The sequence below is a fragment of the Agrococcus sp. HG114 genome (genome assembly GCF_024723325.1).
In the GTDB taxonomy this organism is placed as follows: Bacteria; Actinomycetota; Actinomycetes; order Actinomycetales; family Microbacteriaceae; genus Agrococcus.
In genome coordinates this window covers 1-17,129 of the sequence record NZ_JANQCH010000007.1, presented here as the reverse complement: position 1 = coordinate 17,129, position 17,129 = coordinate 1, and the positions used below count along the sequence as shown (strand labels likewise).

17 protein-coding genes and 1 pseudogene are annotated in these 17,129 nt (G+C 73.3%); 2 read left to right on the top strand and 16 right to left on the bottom strand.

The features are described from left to right. Positions 1-11: 11 nt before the first annotated feature. The 4 genes from NWP09_RS01800 to NWP09_RS01785 form a co-directional block, all read right to left on the bottom strand. Entirely contained in the window at positions 12-1,208 is a 1,197-nt protein-coding gene (locus NWP09_RS01800) for an amidohydrolase family protein (protein WP_258273832.1), read from the bottom strand. Beyond that, positions 1,201-1,692 carry an FBP domain-containing protein gene (locus tag NWP09_RS01795; protein WP_258273831.1) on the bottom strand — a complete coding sequence of 164 codons (492 nt, stop codon included), beginning with the start codon at positions 1,690-1,692 and terminating at the stop codon, positions 1,201-1,203. The genes NWP09_RS01800 and NWP09_RS01795 overlap by 8 nt, the downstream gene beginning before the upstream one ends. A 95-nt stretch (positions 1,693-1,787) precedes the next feature. Beyond that, the gene (locus tag NWP09_RS01790; protein WP_258273830.1) at positions 1,788-3,230 is read right to left on the bottom strand and encodes a glyceraldehyde-3-phosphate dehydrogenase; all 1,443 of its coding nucleotides are present in this window, start codon (positions 3,228-3,230) and stop codon (positions 1,788-1,790) included. 107 nt (positions 3,231-3,337) lie between these two features. Beyond that, a complete protein-coding gene (locus NWP09_RS01785; RefSeq protein WP_258273829.1) occupies positions 3,338-4,135 on the bottom strand; it encodes a siderophore-interacting protein in 798 nt (265 codons plus the stop codon). A gap of 111 nt (positions 4,136-4,246) precedes the next feature. On the opposite strand from NWP09_RS01785, the gene NWP09_RS01780 reads away from it, so the two are divergent. Then, positions 4,247-5,509 carry an MFS transporter gene (locus NWP09_RS01780; protein WP_258273828.1) on the top strand — a complete coding sequence of 421 codons (1,263 nt, stop codon included), beginning with the start codon at positions 4,247-4,249 and terminating at the stop codon, positions 5,507-5,509. 38 nt (positions 5,510-5,547) lie between these two features. After that, positions 5,548-6,399, top strand: coding sequence for a pyridoxal kinase PdxY (pdxY, locus tag NWP09_RS01775; RefSeq protein WP_258273827.1), 852 nt, complete (start codon positions 5,548-5,550; stop codon positions 6,397-6,399). 7 nt (positions 6,400-6,406) lie between these two features. Here the strand turns inward: pdxY and der are convergent, their stop codons facing one another. From der to NWP09_RS01715, 12 genes and pseudogenes are all read right to left on the bottom strand, one after another. Further along, positions 6,407-7,918, bottom strand: a complete 1,512-nt coding sequence (der, locus tag NWP09_RS01770; protein ID WP_258273826.1) for a ribosome biogenesis GTPase Der — start codon at positions 7,916-7,918, stop codon at positions 6,407-6,409. Then, complete coding sequence (gene cmk, locus NWP09_RS01765) at positions 7,911-8,579, bottom strand: (d)CMP kinase (protein WP_258273825.1); 669 nt, start codon at positions 8,577-8,579, stop codon at positions 7,911-7,913. Before cmk ends, der begins: the two co-directional genes overlap by 8 nt. Beyond that, on the bottom strand, positions 8,576-9,655 hold the full coding sequence (locus NWP09_RS01760; protein WP_258273824.1) for a prephenate dehydrogenase: 1,080 nt from the start codon (positions 9,653-9,655) through the stop codon (positions 8,576-8,578). The genes cmk and NWP09_RS01760 overlap by 4 nt, the downstream gene beginning before the upstream one ends. A 46-nt stretch (positions 9,656-9,701) precedes the next feature. Continuing rightward, positions 9,702-10,448 (bottom strand): pseudouridine synthase, encoded by a 747-nt coding sequence (locus NWP09_RS01755; RefSeq protein WP_258273823.1) that lies wholly within the window; start codon positions 10,446-10,448, stop codon positions 9,702-9,704. Next, positions 10,445-11,056: an SMC-Scp complex subunit ScpB gene (gene scpB, locus NWP09_RS01750; RefSeq protein WP_258273822.1), complete on the bottom strand. Its 612-nt coding sequence runs from the start codon at positions 11,054-11,056 to the stop codon at positions 10,445-10,447. Before scpB ends, NWP09_RS01755 begins: the two co-directional genes overlap by 4 nt. Next, the gene (locus tag NWP09_RS01745) at positions 11,049-11,882 is read right to left on the bottom strand and encodes a ScpA family protein (RefSeq protein ID WP_258273821.1); all 834 of its coding nucleotides are present in this window, start codon (positions 11,880-11,882) and stop codon (positions 11,049-11,051) included. Before NWP09_RS01745 ends, scpB begins: the two co-directional genes overlap by 8 nt. Beyond that, positions 11,866-12,714, bottom strand: a complete 849-nt coding sequence (locus NWP09_RS01740; RefSeq protein WP_258273846.1) for a ParA family protein — start codon at positions 12,712-12,714, stop codon at positions 11,866-11,868. The genes NWP09_RS01745 and NWP09_RS01740 overlap by 17 nt, the downstream gene beginning before the upstream one ends. Positions 12,715-12,849: 135 nt before the next feature. Further along, the gene (locus tag NWP09_RS01735; protein WP_258273820.1) at positions 12,850-13,233 is read right to left on the bottom strand and encodes a VOC family protein; all 384 of its coding nucleotides are present in this window, start codon (positions 13,231-13,233) and stop codon (positions 12,850-12,852) included. 52 nt (positions 13,234-13,285) lie between these two features. Then, positions 13,286-14,182 carry a site-specific tyrosine recombinase XerD gene (xerD, locus tag NWP09_RS01730; protein WP_258273819.1) on the bottom strand — a complete coding sequence of 299 codons (897 nt, stop codon included), beginning with the start codon at positions 14,180-14,182 and terminating at the stop codon, positions 13,286-13,288. Then, positions 14,179-14,793 (bottom strand): NUDIX domain-containing protein, encoded by a 615-nt coding sequence (locus NWP09_RS01725; protein ID WP_258273818.1) that lies wholly within the window; start codon positions 14,791-14,793, stop codon positions 14,179-14,181. The genes xerD and NWP09_RS01725 overlap by 4 nt, the downstream gene beginning before the upstream one ends. Then, a complete protein-coding gene (locus NWP09_RS01720) occupies positions 14,793-16,484 on the bottom strand; it encodes a CTP synthase (RefSeq protein ID WP_309137089.1) in 1,692 nt (563 codons plus the stop codon). Before NWP09_RS01720 ends, NWP09_RS01725 begins: the two co-directional genes overlap by 1 nt. Positions 16,485-16,495: 11 nt before the next feature. Continuing rightward, a pseudogene (locus NWP09_RS01715) lies at positions 16,496-17,129 on the bottom strand (DNA repair protein RecN); the annotation flags it as partial.

Below are 17,129 nucleotides of genomic sequence, written 5' to 3'. Positions count from 1 at the left end.
GCAGGCCGCGCTCACGCCCCGGTCGGCACCTCGTGCAGCAGCCGGCCGCCGCCGACGACCGCGCGGCGCGGGGGCGCGGTCACGAGGGCGTCCATCGCGTGCTCGGCGTCGAGCAGCACGACGTCGGCGCGAGCGCCGGGCACGAGGTCGTGGGTCTCGCGACCGACGAAGGCGGCGGCGCCGCTCGTGGCGACCTCGACGACGCGGCGCAGCTCCTCGTCGCGCACGAGCGACGACGCGCGCGCGAACTGGCGGGCGATCGCGAGGGTGTCGCCGTCGCCGTAGGGGCTCCAGAGGTCGCGGATGCCGTCGGTGCCGAACGCGAGCCGCACCCCGGCCGCGTCGAGCTCTGCGAGCGGCAGCTGCGGGAGGCGCAGCGGGGCCACGGTCGTGCACGACATGCCGAGCTCGCCCATCGCCTGGAGCAGGTCGCGGCGGCGGGCCTCGGGCAGCTGGGCGAGGGCGAAGCCGTGGGCGATCGTCACCCGCCCGGCGAGGCCGAGCCGGTCGACGCGCTCCACGATGAGCTCGAGCTCGAAGGCGCCGAGCTCGGCGGCGTCGTGGAGGTGGATGTCGATGCCGGCGCCGTGCCGCTCGGCGATGCCGAAGATGCCGTCGAGCTGGCCGACCGGGTCGCGGTCGATCGAGGCGGGGTCGAGCCCGCCGCTGTGGTCGACGCCCGCTCGCGCGGCCTCCTCGAGCAGCTCGAGCACCCCCGGGCGGCGGAGCACGCCGTCCTGCGGGAAGGCGACGATCGTCGCCTCGATCGCGCCGTCGTACGCGGCGACCGCCTCGCGCACCGCCTCGATGCCGCGCAGCCCGACGCCGAGGTCGACGTCGACGTGGGTGCGCAGCGCCGTCGTGCCGTGCCGCACGTGCGCCGCGAGCACCGCGGCGCTGCGCTCGACGCTCGGGATGCCGAGCTCGCCGCGGCGCGCTCGCTCGTGGCGGATCCGCCCGTCGACGCCGGGCTCGCCGCCGTAGCTCTGCCACGGCAGCCCGAGCCACGACTTGTCGACGTGCGCGTGCGCGTTGACCACCGTGGGGAGCGCGAGCAGGCCGCGCCCCTCGAGCATGCCCTCGCGCATCCGCCCTGGATCGTGCGGCTCGACCGCGGCGATGCGATCGCCGTCGAAGTGGATGTCGGACCGCGCGCCGCCCCACGGGCGCACGTCGCGGACGCCGCTGACCCGCCGCAGCTCAGGCATCGCGCACGGCTCGCTCGACCCGCGCCGTGAACCGCGCGAGCCGCTCGAGCAGCGCCGCGCCGCGCGCGGCGACGCGCTCGGGGCTCGTGAGGTGCGCGGGGCCGGAGCGGATGATGTGCGAGCACGCGAGGTCATCGCAGAGGTAGGTGCCGATCGAGCTGCCGCTGTCGGCGTCGAGGCTCGCGAGCCGGGCGCTGAACATGCGCACCTGCGTCGCCGGCTGCGTCGAGTGGCACATCGAGCACATGGCGGCGATGCCGGGCCGCAGCGCCCCGGGGGCGGCCCGCACGACGACGCCGATGAGCTCGTCGCCCCGCCAGTGCACGATGTAGCCGAGCCGGCTCGAGCGCTGGTCGCGCCAGCCGAGGTACTCGCGCTCAGCCCAGATCGTCTCGTGCAGGCCGGGCATGGGCAGCTGCTCGAGCTCGCGCCGGGTGGCGTTCACGAAGCTCGCTCGGAGCTGCTCCTCGGTCACCTCGCGCATGCCGACCTACGGTAGCGGATGCGCCCAGGGCGTCAGGAGGGGTTTGCCGCCGTCGGGCCTCCACCCAGGAGAGTCCCGACGGCGGCAAGTCTGTGTCAGGCGGGCTCGAGCTGGCGCGCCTTGGCCTTCTGGTCGGCCATGTGCTCGATGACGCGGATCACCTGCGACGAGTAGCCGAACTCGTTGTCGTACCAGACGTAGAGCACGAGGTGGCGGCCGCTCGCGATGGTCGCGAGCCCGTCGACGATGCCGGCCCGGTTGTTGCCGACGAAGTCGGAGGAGACCACCTCGGCCGAGTCGGTGAAGTCGATCTGCGCGCGCAGCGCTCCCGTGAGGGAGGTGCGGCGCAGCAGGTCGTTGACCGCGTCGCGCTCGACGGCCTGCTCGAGCGTGAGGTTGAGGATCGCCATCGACACGTTCGGCGTCGGCACGCGGATCGCGTTGCCGGTGAGCTTGCCCTCGAGCTCGGGCAGCGCTTTCGAGACGGCCTTCGCGGCGCCCGTCTCGGTGAGCACCATGTTGAGCGCGGCGGCGCGGCCGCGGCGCGCGCCCTTGTGGAAGTTGTCGATGAGGTTCTGGTCGTTCGTGTACGAGTGCACCGTCTCGACGTGGCCGTGCTCGATGCCGTACGCGTCGTTGACGACCTTGAGCACCGGCGTGATGGCGTTCGTGGTGCAGGATGCGGCGGTGACGATGCGGTCGTCGGCCGCGATGGTCTCGTGGTTGACGCCGAACACGACGTTCTTGAGCGGGCTCTTGCCGGGCGCGGTGAGCACGACGCGGTCGACGCCCGGGCACTCGAGGTGCTGCGCGAGGCCCGCCTCGTCGCGCCAGCGGCCGGTGTTGTCGACCACGATCGCCCGCTCGATGCCGTACTCGGTGTAGTCGACCGCGCTCGGGTCGTCGGAGTAGATGACCTGGATGAGCGTGCCGTTGGCGAGGATCGTGCTCGCCTCGTGGTCGATCTCGATCGTGCCCTCGAACGCGCCGTGCACCGAGTCGCGACGCAGGAGGCTCGCGCGCTTCTCGAGGTCGTTGTCGCCGCCGCGGCGCACGACGATCGCGCGGAGGCGCAGGCCCAGGCCGCGGCCCGCGTGGCCGATGAGGATGCGGGCGAGCAGGCGGCCGATGCGGCCGAACCCGTAGAGCACGACGTCGGTGGGGTGGTCCTGCTCCCACGACGGCAGCGCCGCGACGCGCTCGCGCGCCCACTCGGCGACGCCGCTCTCGGGCGCCTCGCCGAGGATGAGGCCCAGGTCGAGCGAGATCCCGCGGAGGCCCAGCTCGTCGACGAGCCGCAGCACGGCGATCGAGTCCTCGATGCGCAGCACGCGCTCGCCGACCCGGCGAGCCCACTTGTGCGCCTTGAGGATCTCGATCGGCGACTGGTTGACGAGCTGCTTCCCGTGCACGTGCGTGATGACATCGCGCTCCCGGTAGAGGCGCCCGATGATCGGCACGGCGGACTCGGCGAGGGCGACGCGGTCGAGCCAGGCCTGGTGGGCGGAGTCGACGGCGGGAACGATTGCGGATGCCACGAATTACACGATAGGCAAGCGGATGGGCCACCGGGCTCCGCGCAGCGGTTCAGGATGGCGTCGACCTCACGTCGGTGAAAGATCGCCGCATCTTTCACTCCCGCGCGTCAGGACACGTACGAGGCGCCGAGCTTCCAGTAGCCGGTGAAGGTGATGCGGCTCTTGTCGACCGCGCGCTCGCGCACCAGGTGCCGCCGGGTGCCGGTCGCGAGCCGCTGCTCCCCTGCGGAGTAGGCGTACCCGAGCCCGGCGTCGATCGAGAGCCCGCGGAGCTCCTCGAGCGCCGAGTCGCCCGCGCGAGCGGCGCCGCGCTCGACCCAGCGCACGTCGACGCCCGCGGGGCGGTCGAAGCGCTGGATGTCGTCGCGGTGGCCGACCTCGATCACCGCGACGCCCCGGCTGCCCTCGTCGAGCGAGCCGCAGATCCCGGCGATCGCCGGCAGCGCTGACTCGTCGCCGACGACGAGCACGGCGCCCTCGAGGCCGTCGTCGTTGTAGAGCAGCCCCTCGTCGAGGAGCACGGCGCGCTCGCCCCGCTGGGCCGCCATCGCCCAGGCGGCGCCCGGGCCGGGATCCTCGTGGCACACGAAGTCGATGTCGAGCTCGCCCGCCTCGAGCCGGAAGTCGCGCACGGTGTAGTTGCGCACCCAGGGCCGCTGCTGCTCGCGCATCGCCAGGTACTGCGGGAACCAGGTCGCCGGGCTCGTCGGGACGCGCAGCTCGTCCTGCCCGTCGCGCCGCATGAAGAACCGGAACCACTGGTCGTAGCCCTGCGGCGTCATCGCCGAGACCTCGTCGCCGCCGAGCGTGACCCGCCGGACGTGCGGCGACAGCTGCTGGCTCTCGAGCACCTCGAGCTCGATGAACCGCGGGGCGACCGCGGCCACGCGCTCCGGTCCTGCCATCGCTGCTCCCAACGCATCCGTCATGCCGCGCTCAGAGGACTGAGGTAAGCCTTACCTCCCAATGTAGCAAGGAGCGCGAGCACCGCGCACGCGCGTAGCATCGTCGGCAGCATGCAGCTCACCCCCGCGCGACGCCTCATCGCCCTGTGCACCCTCGCGCTCGGCGGGTTCGGCATCGGCACGACCGAGTTCGCGACCATGGGCATCCTGCCGCTCGCCGCGACCGAGCTCGTGCCCGGCTTCGACGCCGACCCGGCGGCCGGCATCGCGCGCGCGGGCTGGCTCATCACCGCGTACGCGCTCGGGGTCGTCGTCGGTGCGCCGCTCGTGTCGGTGTGGGCCGCGCGGATGTCGCAGCGCACGCTCGTGCTGCTGCTCGTCGCTGCGTTCGCGGTCGCGAACCTCGCGAGCGGCCTCATGCCGACGTTCGAGCTCACGATCGCCGCGCGCTTCGTCGCGGCCCTCCCCCACGGCGCGTACTTCGGCGTCGCCTCGCTCCTCGCGGCGAGGATCATGGGCCCCGGCCGCCAGGGCGCCGGCGTCGCGCTCGCGCTCTCGGGCCTCACGATCGCGAACGTCATCGGCGTGCCGCTCGGCACCTGGCTCGGCCAGACGGCGGGCTGGCGGTGGACGTATGCGGCCGTCGCCGCGATCTTCCTCGCGACGCTCGTGCTCGCGTGGCTCTTCCTGCCCTCCCAGCCCGGGGACCCGAGCCGCAGCGCGCGGCGCGAGCTCGCCGCGTTCCGCAGCCCGCGGCTCTGGCTCATGATCGCCGTCGGCTGCATCGGCTTCGGCGGGTTCTTCGCGGTCTACTCCTATGCGGCCGAGACCGTCACGCGCGTCGCGGGGCTGCCCGAGGCCGCGATCGCGTGGCTGCTCGCGACCGTCGGCATCGGCATGACGATCGGCAACGCGATCGGCGGCTGGTCGAGCGACCGCAGCATCCGCCGCACGATCCTCGTCGCGTTCCCGGTGCTCATCGGCTCGCTCGCGCTCTTCGGGCTGCTCGGCTGGCACCCGGTCGCGATGTTCGCCCTCGCGTTCCTCATCGGCGGCGCCGGCTCGGTGCTCACGCCGGCGATCCAGGCGCGCATCATGGGCATCGCCGGCGACGCCGAGCTGCTGGGCGCGGCGGCGAACCACGCGGCGTTCAACGTCGGCAACGCGCTCGGCGCGGCGCTCGGCGGCGCGGTCATCGCGGCCGGGCTCGGCTACCTCGCCCCCGCATGGATCGGCGTCGCCCTCGCCTCGACCGGCTTCGGGCTCGCGCTGTGGAGCCTCGCGGTCGAGCGCGGGCCCGACACGGCGACGCACCACGTGGTCGCGACGGTGCTCGGCCCGACGACCGCCGGCATCGAGGTCGTCGACCGCTGAGGCGCGGGTCCGCCCGCGCGCGATGCGAGAATCGACGGATGAGGTTCCTGTCGATCCAGTCGCACGTCGCCTACGGGCACGTCGGCAACTCCGCCGCCGTCTTCCCGCTGCAGCGCATCGGCCACGAGGTGTGGCCCGTGCTCACGGTCAACTTCTCGAACCACACGGGCTACGGCGCGTGGGGCGGACCGCTCATCTCCGCCGACGACGTGCGCGCGGTGGTCGCCGGCATCGAGGACCGGGGCGTGCTCGGCACGGCCGACGGCGTGCTCTCCGGATACCTCGGGGGCGAGGCGATCGTCGAGGTCGTGCTCGACGCGGTCGCGCGCGTGAAGGCGGCGAACCCGCAGGCGACGTACACGTGCGACCCGGTGATGGGCAACGCGAAGTCGGGCTGCTTCGTCGCCCCGGCGATCCCGCCCCTCATCCGCGAGCGCGCGCTCCCGGTCGCCGACATCATCACGCCCAACCAGTTCGAGCTCGGCTTCATGACCGGCACCGACCCCGACACGATCGACTCGACGCTCGAGTCGGTCGACCGCGCGCGCGACCTCGGCCCGGGCACGGTGCTCGTCACGAGCGTGCTGCGACCCGACCGCGAGGCCGACACGATCGAGATGCTCGCCGTCGACGACGAGGGCGCCTGGATCGTGCAGACGCCGCACCTGCCGTTCAAGGCGAACGGCTCGGGCGACGTGACGAGCGCGCTGTTCACCGCGCACTACCGCGAGACGGGCTCGGCCTCGACGGCGCTCGAGCGCACGGCGTCGAGCGTGTTCGACCTGCTGCAGGCGACCCTCGAGTCGGGCGAGCGCGAGCTGCGGCTCGTGCAGGCGCAGGACGCGTTCGCGCACCCGCGCATGCAGTTCGCCGCCCGCCAGGTGCGCTGAGTCGCGCCTAGCGGCGCTGCCTCTTCTCCCGGACACGCATGTTGACCTGGATCGGACTGCCCTCGAAGCCGTAGTCCTCGCGCAGGCGGCGCTCGATGAAGCGCCGGTACTGCGGGTCGAGGAAGCCGGTCGTGAAGAGCACGAAGGTCGGCGGCCGCGTGCCTGCCTGGGTCGCGAACAGGATGCGCGGCTGCTTGCCGCCGCGCAGGGGGTGCGGATGCGCCGCCACGAGGTCGGCGATGAACGCGTTGAGCTTGCCGGTGGGGATGCGCTTGTCCCACGACTCGAGCGCCGTCTCGAGCGCCGGCACGAGCTTCTCGAGGTGCCGCCCCGTGCGCGCGGAGATGTTCACGCGCGGGGCCCACGCGACGTGCGCGAGGTCCTGCTCGATCTCGCGCTCGAGGTAGCGGCGCCGCTCGTCGTCGAGCTGGTCCCACTTGTTGAACGCGAGCACCAGCGCGCGGCCCGACTCGAGCACGAGGTCGATGATGCGCACGTCCTGCTCCGACAGGGGTTCGGTGACGTCGAGCAGCACGACCGCGACCTCCGCCTTCTCGAGCGCGGCCTGCGTGCGGAGCGTCGCGTAGAAGTCGGCGCCCTGCTGCAGGTGCACCCGGCGGCGGATGCCGGCGGTGTCGACGAAGCGCCACACGCGGCCGCCGAGCTCGATCTGCTCGTCGACCGGGTCGCGCGTCGTGCCGGCGATCTCGTTGACGACGACGCGCTCCTCCCCCGCCGCCTTGTTGAGCAGGCTCGACTTGCCGACGTTCGGGCGGCCGAGCAGCGCGACCCGACGCGGGCCGCCGAGCTCCTCCTTCGCGACCGCCGAGATCTCGGGCAGCGCATCCATCGCGAGGTCGAGCAGGTCGGCCACGCCGCGGCCGTGGAGCGCCGACACGGGGTGGGGCTCGCCGAGGCCGAGGCTCCAGAGCGACGCGGCCTCGAGGTCGCGGCGCGAGTCGTCGGACTTGTTGGCGACGAGCAGCACCGGCCGCTTCGACTGGCGCAGCATGCGCACGACGTGCTCATCGGTCGAGGTCGGGCCGACGTTCACGTCGACGACGAAGAGCACCGCGTCGGCGAGCTCGACCGCGATCTCCGCCTGCTGGGCGACCGAGCGGTCGATGCCGCGCGCGTCGGGCTCCCAGCCGCCCGTGTCGACGAGCGTGAAGCGGCGCCCGTTCCACTCGGCCTTGTAGGAGACGCGGTCGCGGGTGACGCCCGGCGTGTCCTCGACGACCGCCTCGCGGCGGCCCAGGATGCGGTTCACGAGCGCCGACTTGCCGACGTTCGGGCGCCCGACGATCGCGAGCACCGGCAGCGCGGGCAGGATCTGCAGCGCATCCGGGTCCTCGATGTCGAGGTCGAGCAGCGCCGCGTCCTCGTCGTCGAGCTCGTAGTCCGCCAAGCCGGCGCGCAGCGCGGAGACGCGCGCCTCGTCGGTCTCGAACGCCTCCGCGCCGGCGGTGCCGTCGAGATCGGTGCCGAGCTCCTCGCGCTCATGCAGCTCGTCAGTCATGGGTCTCCTCGCTCACGAGGCGGACGATCGCCTCGACAGTCTCGTCGAACGTCAGGTCGGTGGAGTCGACCACGGTCACGCCGTCGGCGGCGGTCAGGAAGTCGACGACCTTCGCGTCGGAGGCGTCGCGGGCCGCGAGCCGCGCGCCCACCTGGTGCTCGTCGCCGCCGACGTCGCCGAAGCGGCGGCGGATGCGCACGGCCTCGTCGGCGGTCAGCAGCACGCGCACGTCGGCGTCAGGAGCGACGACGGTCGTGATGTCGCGCCCCTCGGCGACGATGCCGGGATCGGCGGCCGCGATGATCTCGCGGAAGCGCACGTTGACGGCCTCGCGCGCCGGCAGGGTGCGCGCGACGCCCGAGACGGCCGCGGAGATGCGCTCGCTGCGGATCGCCTCGGTCACGTCGTGCCCGGCGATCGAGACGCGCTGGCCGGTGGGGTCGATCGTGAGCTCGAGCGTGCCGAGCGCGTCGAGCGCCGCGATCACGGTGGGCTCGTGGCCGGTGTCGCCGCCCTGCTCGAGCACGAGCCACGCGAGCGCGCGGTACGCGGCGCCCGTGTCGAGGAACTGGAAGCCGAGCGCCCGGGCGACGGCGCGCGCGACCGACGACTTGCCGCTGCCCGCGGGCCCGTCGATCGCGACGACGGTCGCGGCGCTCATGCGATTACCTGCCAGCCGAGCTGCTCGAGCGCCTCGTGCAGGTGCTGCACCGCCTCGGGGAGCACCGTGATCTCGGCGACGCCGAACTGCGCGCCCTCGGCGTGGTCGATGCGCACGTCCTCGAGGTTGACGCCCGCGTCGCCGATGTCGGCGAGCAGCCGCGCGAGCTGCCCGGGCCGGTCGTCGACGCGCACCTGCACGCGCGTGAACCGCGCGTGCGTGCCGTGCTTGCCCGGCAGGCGCGAGACGCCCTCGTTGCCCGCGCGCAGCGCATCCGCCACCGCCCGTCGGCTCCCGGATGCGTCGATGCGCTCGAGCGCATCGACGAGCGTCGCGAGGTCGTCCTGGAGGGCGCGCAGCTGCTCGGCGACGGCCGGCGCGTTCGCGCCGAGGATCTGGATCCACAGCGCCGGATCGGAGGCCGCCACCCGCGTGACGTCGCGCACCCCGCCGCCCGCGAGGCGCAGCGCCTCGTCGGGCGCGTCGACGAGGCGCGCCGCCATGAGCGACGAGACGAGCTGCGGCAGGTGGCTCACGATCGCGACGGCCCGGTCGTGCTCCTCGGGCGTCGACTCGATCGGCACCGCGCCGAGGTCCAGGATCAGGTCGTCGACGAGGCTGCCGCGCTCGTACGAGATCGCATCGTGCCCGGCGATGACCCACGGCCGGCCGACGAACAGGTCGCCCGAGCCGGCGAGCGCGCCCGACCGCTCGCGGCCCGCCATCGGGTGCGAGCCGAGGTAGCGGCTGATGTCGGCGCCGAGCGCGCGGAGCTCCTCGAGCGGCACCGCCTTGACCGACGCGACGTCGGTGACCACCGCATCCGGGAACGCCTCGAGCTCGGCCGCGACGACGCGCGCGGTGACGTCGGGCGGCACCGCGACGACGATGAGCTCGGGGCGGTCGCCGGGCTGCGCGAGCCGGCCCGCGCCGTAGTCGGCGGCGAGCCGCTCGGCGGTCGGGCTCGCGTCGACGAGCTGCACCTCGACCCCGCGCGCGGTGAGGCCGAGGCCGATCGACGTGCCGAGCAGGCCCGTGCCGACGATGCGCACGGGTCCGCGCAGTCGGTGGGTCACGGACGCTCCTCGGGTGGTGGGATCGGGGCCCGCGGGGCGGGCGGGATCAGGGCTGCGACCTCGACAGGGTGAGGATCGCGCCGCGCTCCATGCTAGTGAGTTCCCGCACATGGCCCGACCGGAGGGTGCCGAGGTGCAGCGGCCCGAAGGAGCGGCGCACGAGCTCGACGACGGGGTGCCCGACGTGGTCGAGCATGCGGCGCACGATGCGGTTGCGCCCGGAGTGGAGCGTGAGCTCGACCATCGAGTGGCCCTGCGAGGGGCGGCCGACGACCCTCGCGGCGTCGGCGTGGATCTCGCCGTCATCGAGCTCGAAGCCGTCGAGCAGGCGGCGGATGACGCGCTGGTCGACGGCGCCGCGCACCTTCGCGACGTACGTCTTCTCGACCCCGAACGACGGGTGGGCGAGCACGTGCGCGAGCTCGCCGTCGTTCGTGAGCAGCAGCAGACCCGAGGTGTCGGCGTCGAGCCGCCCGACGTTGTAGACGCGCTCGTCGATGCGGTCGGTGAACTCGCGCAGGTCGCGCCGGCCCTGCTCGTCGCGCATCGTCGAGACGACGCCGGTGGGCTTGTTGAGCATGAGGTAGCGCTTCGTGGTGTCGAGCTGCACCGCGGTGCCGTCGACCGTCACCCGCGCGTCGGGGCGGATGCGCGTGCCCAGCTCGGTCACGACCCTCCCGTCGACCTCGATGCGGCCGGCGACGATCATGTCCTCGACGACGCGCCTGCTCGCGACACCCGCGGCCGCGAGGACCTTCTGCAGGCGCTCGCCCTGTGCGGAGGGATCGGTCATGCGAGCACGTCCTCCTCGCCGTCCGGCAGCAGCGGGCTGATCGGCGGCAGCTCGTCGAGCGAGTTGAGCCCGAGCTGCGTCAGCAGCAGCTCGGTCGTCTCGTAGTGGATCGCGCCCGTCTCGGAGTCGGCGAACGCCTCGCGGATGAGGCCCCTGCCCAGCAGCGTGCGCACGACGGAGTCGACGTTCACGGCACGGATCGCCGCGACCGCGCCGCGCGTGATCGGCTGCTTGTACGCGATGACCGCGAGCGTCTCGAGCGCCGCCTGCGACAGCTTCGAGGGCGTCTGGGTCAGCACGAAGTCGGCGGCGTCGGCGTCGTAGGCCTCGCGCACGTAGATGCGCCAGCCGCCGCCCACCTCGCGCAGCTCGAAGCCGCGCTCGGGCCCGGCGGGGCGATCGCCGACGGGGCGGCCGTCGTAGTCGGCGCGCAGCGCCTCGATCGCCGCTTTGACCTCCTTGACGGGCACCCGCAGCGCGGTCGCGAGGTGCACGGCGCCCTGCGGCTCGTCGGCGACCATCAGGATCGCCTCGATGCGCCGCTCGAGCGGGAGGTGCGAGCGGTCGTCGGCGCGCGCGTCGGTCGACTCGGCGCGCGTCTCATGCATGGTCATAGTCTGCCCCCAGCGCGACGAGGTCCTCGTCGCGGAAGTCGTGGCCGGTCCAGCTGATGGAGAGCTCGCCGAGCGGCTCGAGCTGCTCGAAGGCGACCGCGGCGTGCCGGTAGAGCTCGAGCACGGCGAGGAACCGGGCGACGACGACGCCGCGGGTCGACTCCCCCGCGATGAGCTCGCGGAACGTCGTCGTCCCTGCGGAGCGGAGGGTCGCGACGATGTGGGCGGCCTGCTCGCGGATCGACACGAGCGGCGCGTGCAGGTGGCCGAGCCCGACCGTCGGGATCTCGCGCGGCGTGAGCGCGAGCAGCGCGAGCGCGGCGAAGTCGTCAGGCGAGAGCGTCCACTTGAGCTCGGGCACCCGTTGCCGGAAGCGGTCCTCGAGCCGCACGGAGCGCGCGTGCCGCTGCGACTCGGCGCCGATGCGGGCCTCGAACCACGCGGCGGCCTGCTTGAACGCGCGGTACTGCAGCAGCCGCGCGAACAGCAGGTCGCGCGCCTCGAGCAGCGCGACGTCCTCGCTGTCGACGACGTCGCCCGCGGGCAGGAGCGACGCGATCTTGAGATCGAGGAGCGTCGCCGCGACGACGATGAACTCGCTCGCCTGCTCGAGCTCCTCCTCGGTGTCGAGCGTCCGCACGTACGCGATGAACTCATCCGTCACCCTCGACAGGGCGATCTCGGTGACGTCGAGCGAGCGGTTGCCGATGAGGGTCAGCAGCAGGTCGAAGGGCCCGTCGAAGTTGTCGAGCGCGAGCCGGAAGCCGCCCTGCTCGTCGGCCTCGGCTGCGGGCGGCGGCTGCTCAGGCGATGGCGCCACGGTGGATCAGCTCGCGGGCGAGCTGGCGGTAGACCTCCGCGGCGGAGTGGTCGGGCGCGAACTGGGTCACCGGCACACCGGCGACGGATGCGTCGGGGAACTTGACCGTGCGGCGCACGACGGTCTCGAGCACGGTCTCGCCGAACGCGTCGACGACGCGCTCCATGACCTCGCGCGCGTGCAGCGTGCGCGAGTCGTACATCGTCACGAGGATGCCGTCGAGCTGCAGCGCGGGGTTCAGGCGGTCCTGCACCTTCTCGATCGTCTCCTTGAGCAGCGCGACGCCGCGCAGCGCGAAGAACTCGCTCTCGAGCGGGATGAGCACGCCGTGCGCGGCCGTGAGCGCGTTCACGGTGAGGAGGCCGAGCGACGGCTGGCAGTCGACCAGGATCAGGTCGTAGTCGTCGGCGACCTTGCGGAGCACGCGCGCGAGGATCTGCTCGCGCGCGACCTCGTTCACGAGGTGCACCTCGGCGGCCGAGAGGTCGATGTTCGCTGCGATGACGTCGAGCCCGGGGGTGCTCGTGCGCTGGATCGCGTCGCGCGGATCGAGCCGCGGGTTCAGCAGCAGGTCGTAGATGGTCGTCGCGTCGTGGTTGTCGACGCCGAGGCCGGCCGAGAGCGCGCCCTGGGGATCGAAGTCGACGGCGAGCACGCGGCGACCGTACTCCGCGAGCGCGGCGCCGAGGTTGATCGAGGTCGTCGTCTTGCCGACGCCGCCCTTCTGGTTGCACATCGCGATGATGCGGGCGGGGCCGTGGCTCTTCAGCGGCGCCGGGACGGCGAAGTCGCGCGCGGGGCGCCGGGTGGGCCCGAGCGCAGGTGCCTCCATGCCGGTCAGGGTCTCGTTGCTCGTGCTCACGCCACCGAGTCTAGGAACCCGGCGCGCCTCCGCCGCGCAGGTGGGGACGGCGTGTATCTCAACCTCTGGTTGAGGCTGAGCGGGCCGAGGCTCGGCCGTCCTCGCTCAGAGCGCGGCGTAGAGGTCGACCGCGTAGCCGTCGGCGTCGGCGACCGTCGCGTAGCGCTGCCCCCAGTGCGCGTCCCACGGCTCGCGCACGACCGCGTATCCGAGCCCGGCGAGCCGGGCCACCGTCTCGTTGACCTCGGCCGGGCTGTCGCAGCGCACCGCGAGGGTGTGGCTCTGGCCGGGCTCGCGCCGGTACTCCGGGTCGAACGAGCGGATCATCGCCTCGGTGTCCCACATGAGGCGCATCCCGCCGGCCAGCACGGCCTCCGCGTGCGCCTCGCCGTCGGCGGAGGCGGGGATGTCGAGCCCGAGCGCGCGGTAGAAGGCCAGCGAGGCGGGCATGTCGCGCGCGACCATGCCGATGGCGTCGATCGAGGGCATGCGCCCAGGCTATCCGCGAGGGTCTCCGGCCGACAGGGCCGTGACGACGGCCTCAGCGGGCGCGGGGGTGCGCGGTCGTGTACATGTCGCGCAGCGCGTCGGCCGTGACGTGCGTGTAGATCTGCGTCGTCGCGACCGACGCGTGGCCGAGCAGCTCCTGCACGACGCGCACGTCGGCGCCGCCCTCGAGCAGGTGCGTCGCGAACGAGTGGCGGAACGTGTGCGGCGAGACGTGCGCGACGCCGGCCTCGTCGGCGACCCGCTGGATGATCTCCCACGCCCCCTGCCGGCTGAGCCTGCCGCCGCGCGCGCCCAGGAGCAGCGCGGGGCCGCCGCGGCCCTTCGCCGCGAGCGCGGGGCGCCCGCGCACGAGCCACGCCTCGACGGCCGCGCGCGCGTACGAGCCGACCGGCACGAGCCGCTGCTTGGCGCCCTTGCCCGTCACGCGCACGAGCCCCTGCTCGGCGACGAGGTCGTCGACGTCGAGCCCCAGCACCTCCGAGATGCGCGCGCCGGTCGCGTAGAGCAGCTCGAGCAGCGCCCGGTCGCGCAGGCCCGTCGGGTCGTCACCGCTCGGCGTCTCGAGCAGCCGCTGCATCTGCGAGACGGAGATCGCCTTCGGGAGCCGCTGCGGCAGCTTGGGGGGCCGCTCGTCCCGAGTGACGTCCTCCGCGGCGACGCGCTCCTCGACGAGCCACCGGTGCAGCGCCTTCACGGCCGAGAGGTGGCGGGCGACCGACGAAGCGGCGAGTCCGCGGTCGGCGAGCGCGCCGCGGAACGCCGCGACGTCCGCGCGGCCGATCGCCGACGCATCCGTCACCCCGCGCGCCTTGAGGACGGCGAGGTAGCTCGAGAGGTCGCGGCGGTACGCGGCGACGGTGTGCGCCGAGAGCCCCCGCTCGATCGCGAGCTGCCGCAGGAGCCGCTCGACCGCGGTCGAGGGCGTCACGGGCGGTGGGCGGGGTGCCAGTCGAAGGGCGCGTCGACGGCGTGCGGCTCCGCGCCGCGCTCGCGCATCGCGTGCAGCGCGAGCACGGCCGCGAGCAGCGTGGCGTTGTGCAGCCGCATCGCGAGCGCCGCCTCGACGACCTCGGGCAGCGGCACCCAGCGGCACTCCATCGCCGCCTCCTCGTGGACGCGCGCGAACGCATCCGGGAGCTCGCGGACGCCGGTCGCGAGGTAGATGCGGATGATCTCGCTCGAGCCGCCGCCGGTCGTGGAGATGTCGAGCAGCGTGCGCCACTCGTCGGCCTCGAGGTCGGCCTCCTCCGCGAGCTCGCGCTGCGCCGCGGTGAGCGGGTCCTCCCCCTCGAGGTCGAGCAGGCCCGCCGGCAGCTCCCACATCGTGCCGCCCGCGGGGTGCCGGTATTGGTGCACGAGCATGACCTCGCCCTGCTCGTTCATCGCGACGACCGCGACCGCGCCGGGGTGCACGAGCACCTCGCGCCGGATGCGCTGCCCGTCGAGCTCGAACTCCTGCGCCTCGACGTCCCAGATGCGCCCGGTGAAGAGGCGCTCGCGCGCGAGCACCGGCCGACGTCCGAGCGCGTCGGCGAGCATCAGGCGGTCTCGTCCGTCTCGTCGAACAGCTTCGAGGCGCGCTGCCGGTCGAGGGCAGCCGCGACGAGGCCCCGGAAGAGCGGATGCGCGCGGTTCGGCCGGCTGCGCAGCTCCGGGTGCGCCTGGGTGGCGATGTAGAACGGGTGGCCCGGCAGCTCGACGTACTCGACGAGGTGGCCGTCGGGCGAGGTGCCGCTGAAGGCGAGCCCGGCCGCGGCGATCTGCTCGCGGTAGGCGTTGTTGACCTCGTAGCGGTGGCGGTGGCGCTCGTGCGAGACGGTGTCGCCGTAGAGGCGGGCGGCGAGCGAGCCCTCCGAGAGCCGCGCCTCGTAGAGGCCGAGGCGCATGGTCCCGCCGAGGTCGCCGCCGTGGATGTGCTGCTCCTGCTCGGCCATCGTCGCGATGACCGGGGCGGGGCTGTCGACGTCGAACTCGGTCGACGAGGCGCCGTCGATGCCGGCCAGGTTGCGGGCCGCCTCGATCACCATGCACTGGAGGCCTAGGCAGATGCCGAGGGTCGGGATCTCGTTCTCGCGCGTGAACTTGAGCGCGCCGAGCTTGCCCTCGATGCCGCGGATGCCGAAGCCGCCGGGCACGACGATGCCGTCGAGGTCGCCCAGGTGCGCCGCGGCGCCCTCGGGCGTCTCGCAGTCGTCGGAGCGGATCCAGCGCACGTTGACCTTCGTCTGGTTGGCGAAGCCGCCGGCCTTGACCGCCTCGGTCACCGACAGGTACGCATCCGGCAGGTCGATGTACTTGCCGACGAGCCCGATCGTCACCTCGTGCTTCGGGTCGTGCACGCTGTCGAGCACCGGCTGCCAGCGCGACCAGTCGACGTCGCCGGCGGTGAGGCCGAGCTGCTCGATGATGTACGCGTCGAGGCCCTGCTCCGTGAGCATGCTCGGGATGTCGTAGATCGAGGGCTTGTCGATCGCGTTCACGACCGCGCGCTCCTCGACGTCGCACATGAGCGCGATCTTCTTGCGGTTCGACTCGCTCACCGGGCGGTCGCTGCGCAGCACGAGCGCGTCGGGCTGGATGCCGATCGAGCGGAGCGTCGCGACCGAGTGCTGGGTGGGCTTCGTCTTCTGCTCGCCGGAGGCGCCGAGGAACGGCACGAGCGAGACGTGCACGAAGAACACGTTCTGCCGGCCGAGCTCGTGCCGGATCTGGCGCGCCGACTCGATGAACGGCTGCGACTCGATGTCGCCGACCGTGCCGCCGATCTCGGTGATGATGACGTCGGGCTGCGGGCTCTGCTCGGACTGCAGCCGCATGCGCCGCTTGATCTCGTCGGAGATGTGCGGGATGACCTGCACGGTGTCGCCGAGGTACTCGCCGCGCCGCTCGCGCTCGATGACGCGCGAGTAGATCTGCCCGGTCGTCACGTTCGCCGCCTGCGAGAGGTCGACGTCGAGGAAGCGCTCGTAGTGGCCGATGTCGAGATCGGTCTCGGCGCCGTCGTCGGTGACGAACACCTCGCCGTGCTGGAACGGGTTCATGGTCCCCGGGTCGACGTTGAGGTAGGGGTCGAGCTTCTGCATCACGACGTGCAGGCCGCGAGCGGTGAGCAGGTTGCCCAGCGACGCCGCGGTGAGCCCCTTGCCGAGCGACGAGACGACACCGCCCGTGACGAAGATCTGCTTGGTCACCTTGGCCGACGTGTCGGTCCCGCGCGCATCGAGGTTCACGGGCTTCGAGCCTATCCCACGACCCGCGACTCATCCAGCAACTCGCGGGCGTGCGCGAGCGCGGTGTCGGATGCGCTGCCCGAGAGCATGCGGGCGAGCTCGGCCAGGCGCTCGTCGCCCTCCACGAGCCGCACCTGCGACGCGGTGATGCGCCCGTCGGTGCCCTTCTCGACGCGCACGTGGTGCTCGGCGAAGGCGGCGACCTGCGCGAGGTGCGTGACGACGATCACCTGGCAGTGCTCCGCGAGCCGCGCGAGCCGGCGCCCGATCTCGGTCGCGGCCGCGCCGCCGACGCCCGCGTCGACCTCGTCGAAGACCATCGTGGGCACGCTCTCGTCGGCGAGCGCGACCTCGAGCGCGAGCATGATGCGGCTGAGCTCGCCGCCAGAGGCGCCCTTCTGCACCGGCCGTGGCTCCGCGCCCGGATGGGGCGCGAGCAGCATCGTCACCCGGTCGCGCCCGGTCGCGCCGAGCGCCTCCGCCTGCGCGACCTCGACGACGAGGCGGGCGTTCGGCATCGCGAGCGCGCGCAGCTCGTCGCCGACAGCCGCCTCGAGCTGCCGGGCCGCCTCGCGCCGCAGCTCGCTCAGCCGGTCGGCGAGCGCCGTCGCGACCTCGAGGTGGCGCTGCTGCTCGGCCTCGAGC

Excerpts from the sequence above, each read along its gene's own strand:
- NWP09_RS01755 (WP_258273823.1), bottom strand. The coding sequence starts at position 10,448 with ATGACCGATCCCTCCGCACAGGGCGAGCGCCTGCAGAAGGTCCTCGCG.
- NWP09_RS01780 (WP_258273828.1), top strand. The coding sequence starts at position 4,247 with ATGCAGCTCACCCCCGCGCGACGCCTCATCGCCCTGTGCACCCTCGCG.
- cmk (WP_258273825.1), bottom strand. The coding sequence starts at position 8,579 with ATGAGCGCCGCGACCGTCGTCGCGATCGACGGGCCCGCGGGCAGCGGC.
- der (WP_258273826.1), bottom strand. The coding sequence starts at position 7,918 with ATGACTGACGAGCTGCATGAGCGCGAGGAGCTCGGCACCGATCTCGAC.
- NWP09_RS01795 (WP_258273831.1), bottom strand. The coding sequence starts at position 1,692 with ATGCGCGAGGTGACCGAGGAGCAGCTCCGAGCGAGCTTCGTGAACGCC.
- NWP09_RS01725 (WP_258273818.1), bottom strand. The coding sequence starts at position 14,793 with ATGCTCGCCGACGCGCTCGGACGTCGGCCGGTGCTCGCGCGCGAGCGC.
- NWP09_RS01735 (WP_258273820.1), bottom strand. The coding sequence starts at position 13,233 with ATGCCCTCGATCGACGCCATCGGCATGGTCGCGCGCGACATGCCCGCC.
- NWP09_RS01785 (WP_258273829.1), bottom strand. The coding sequence starts at position 4,135 with ATGGCAGGACCGGAGCGCGTGGCCGCGGTCGCCCCGCGGTTCATCGAG.
- NWP09_RS01740 (WP_258273846.1), bottom strand. The coding sequence starts at position 12,714 with ATGGAGGCACCTGCGCTCGGGCCCACCCGGCGCCCCGCGCGCGACTTC.
- pdxY (WP_258273827.1), top strand. The coding sequence starts at position 5,548 with ATGAGGTTCCTGTCGATCCAGTCGCACGTCGCCTACGGGCACGTCGGC.
- NWP09_RS01800 (WP_258273832.1), bottom strand. The coding sequence starts at position 1,208 with ATGCCTGAGCTGCGGCGGGTCAGCGGCGTCCGCGACGTGCGCCCGTGG.
- scpB (WP_258273822.1), bottom strand. The coding sequence starts at position 11,056 with ATGCATGAGACGCGCGCCGAGTCGACCGACGCGCGCGCCGACGACCGC.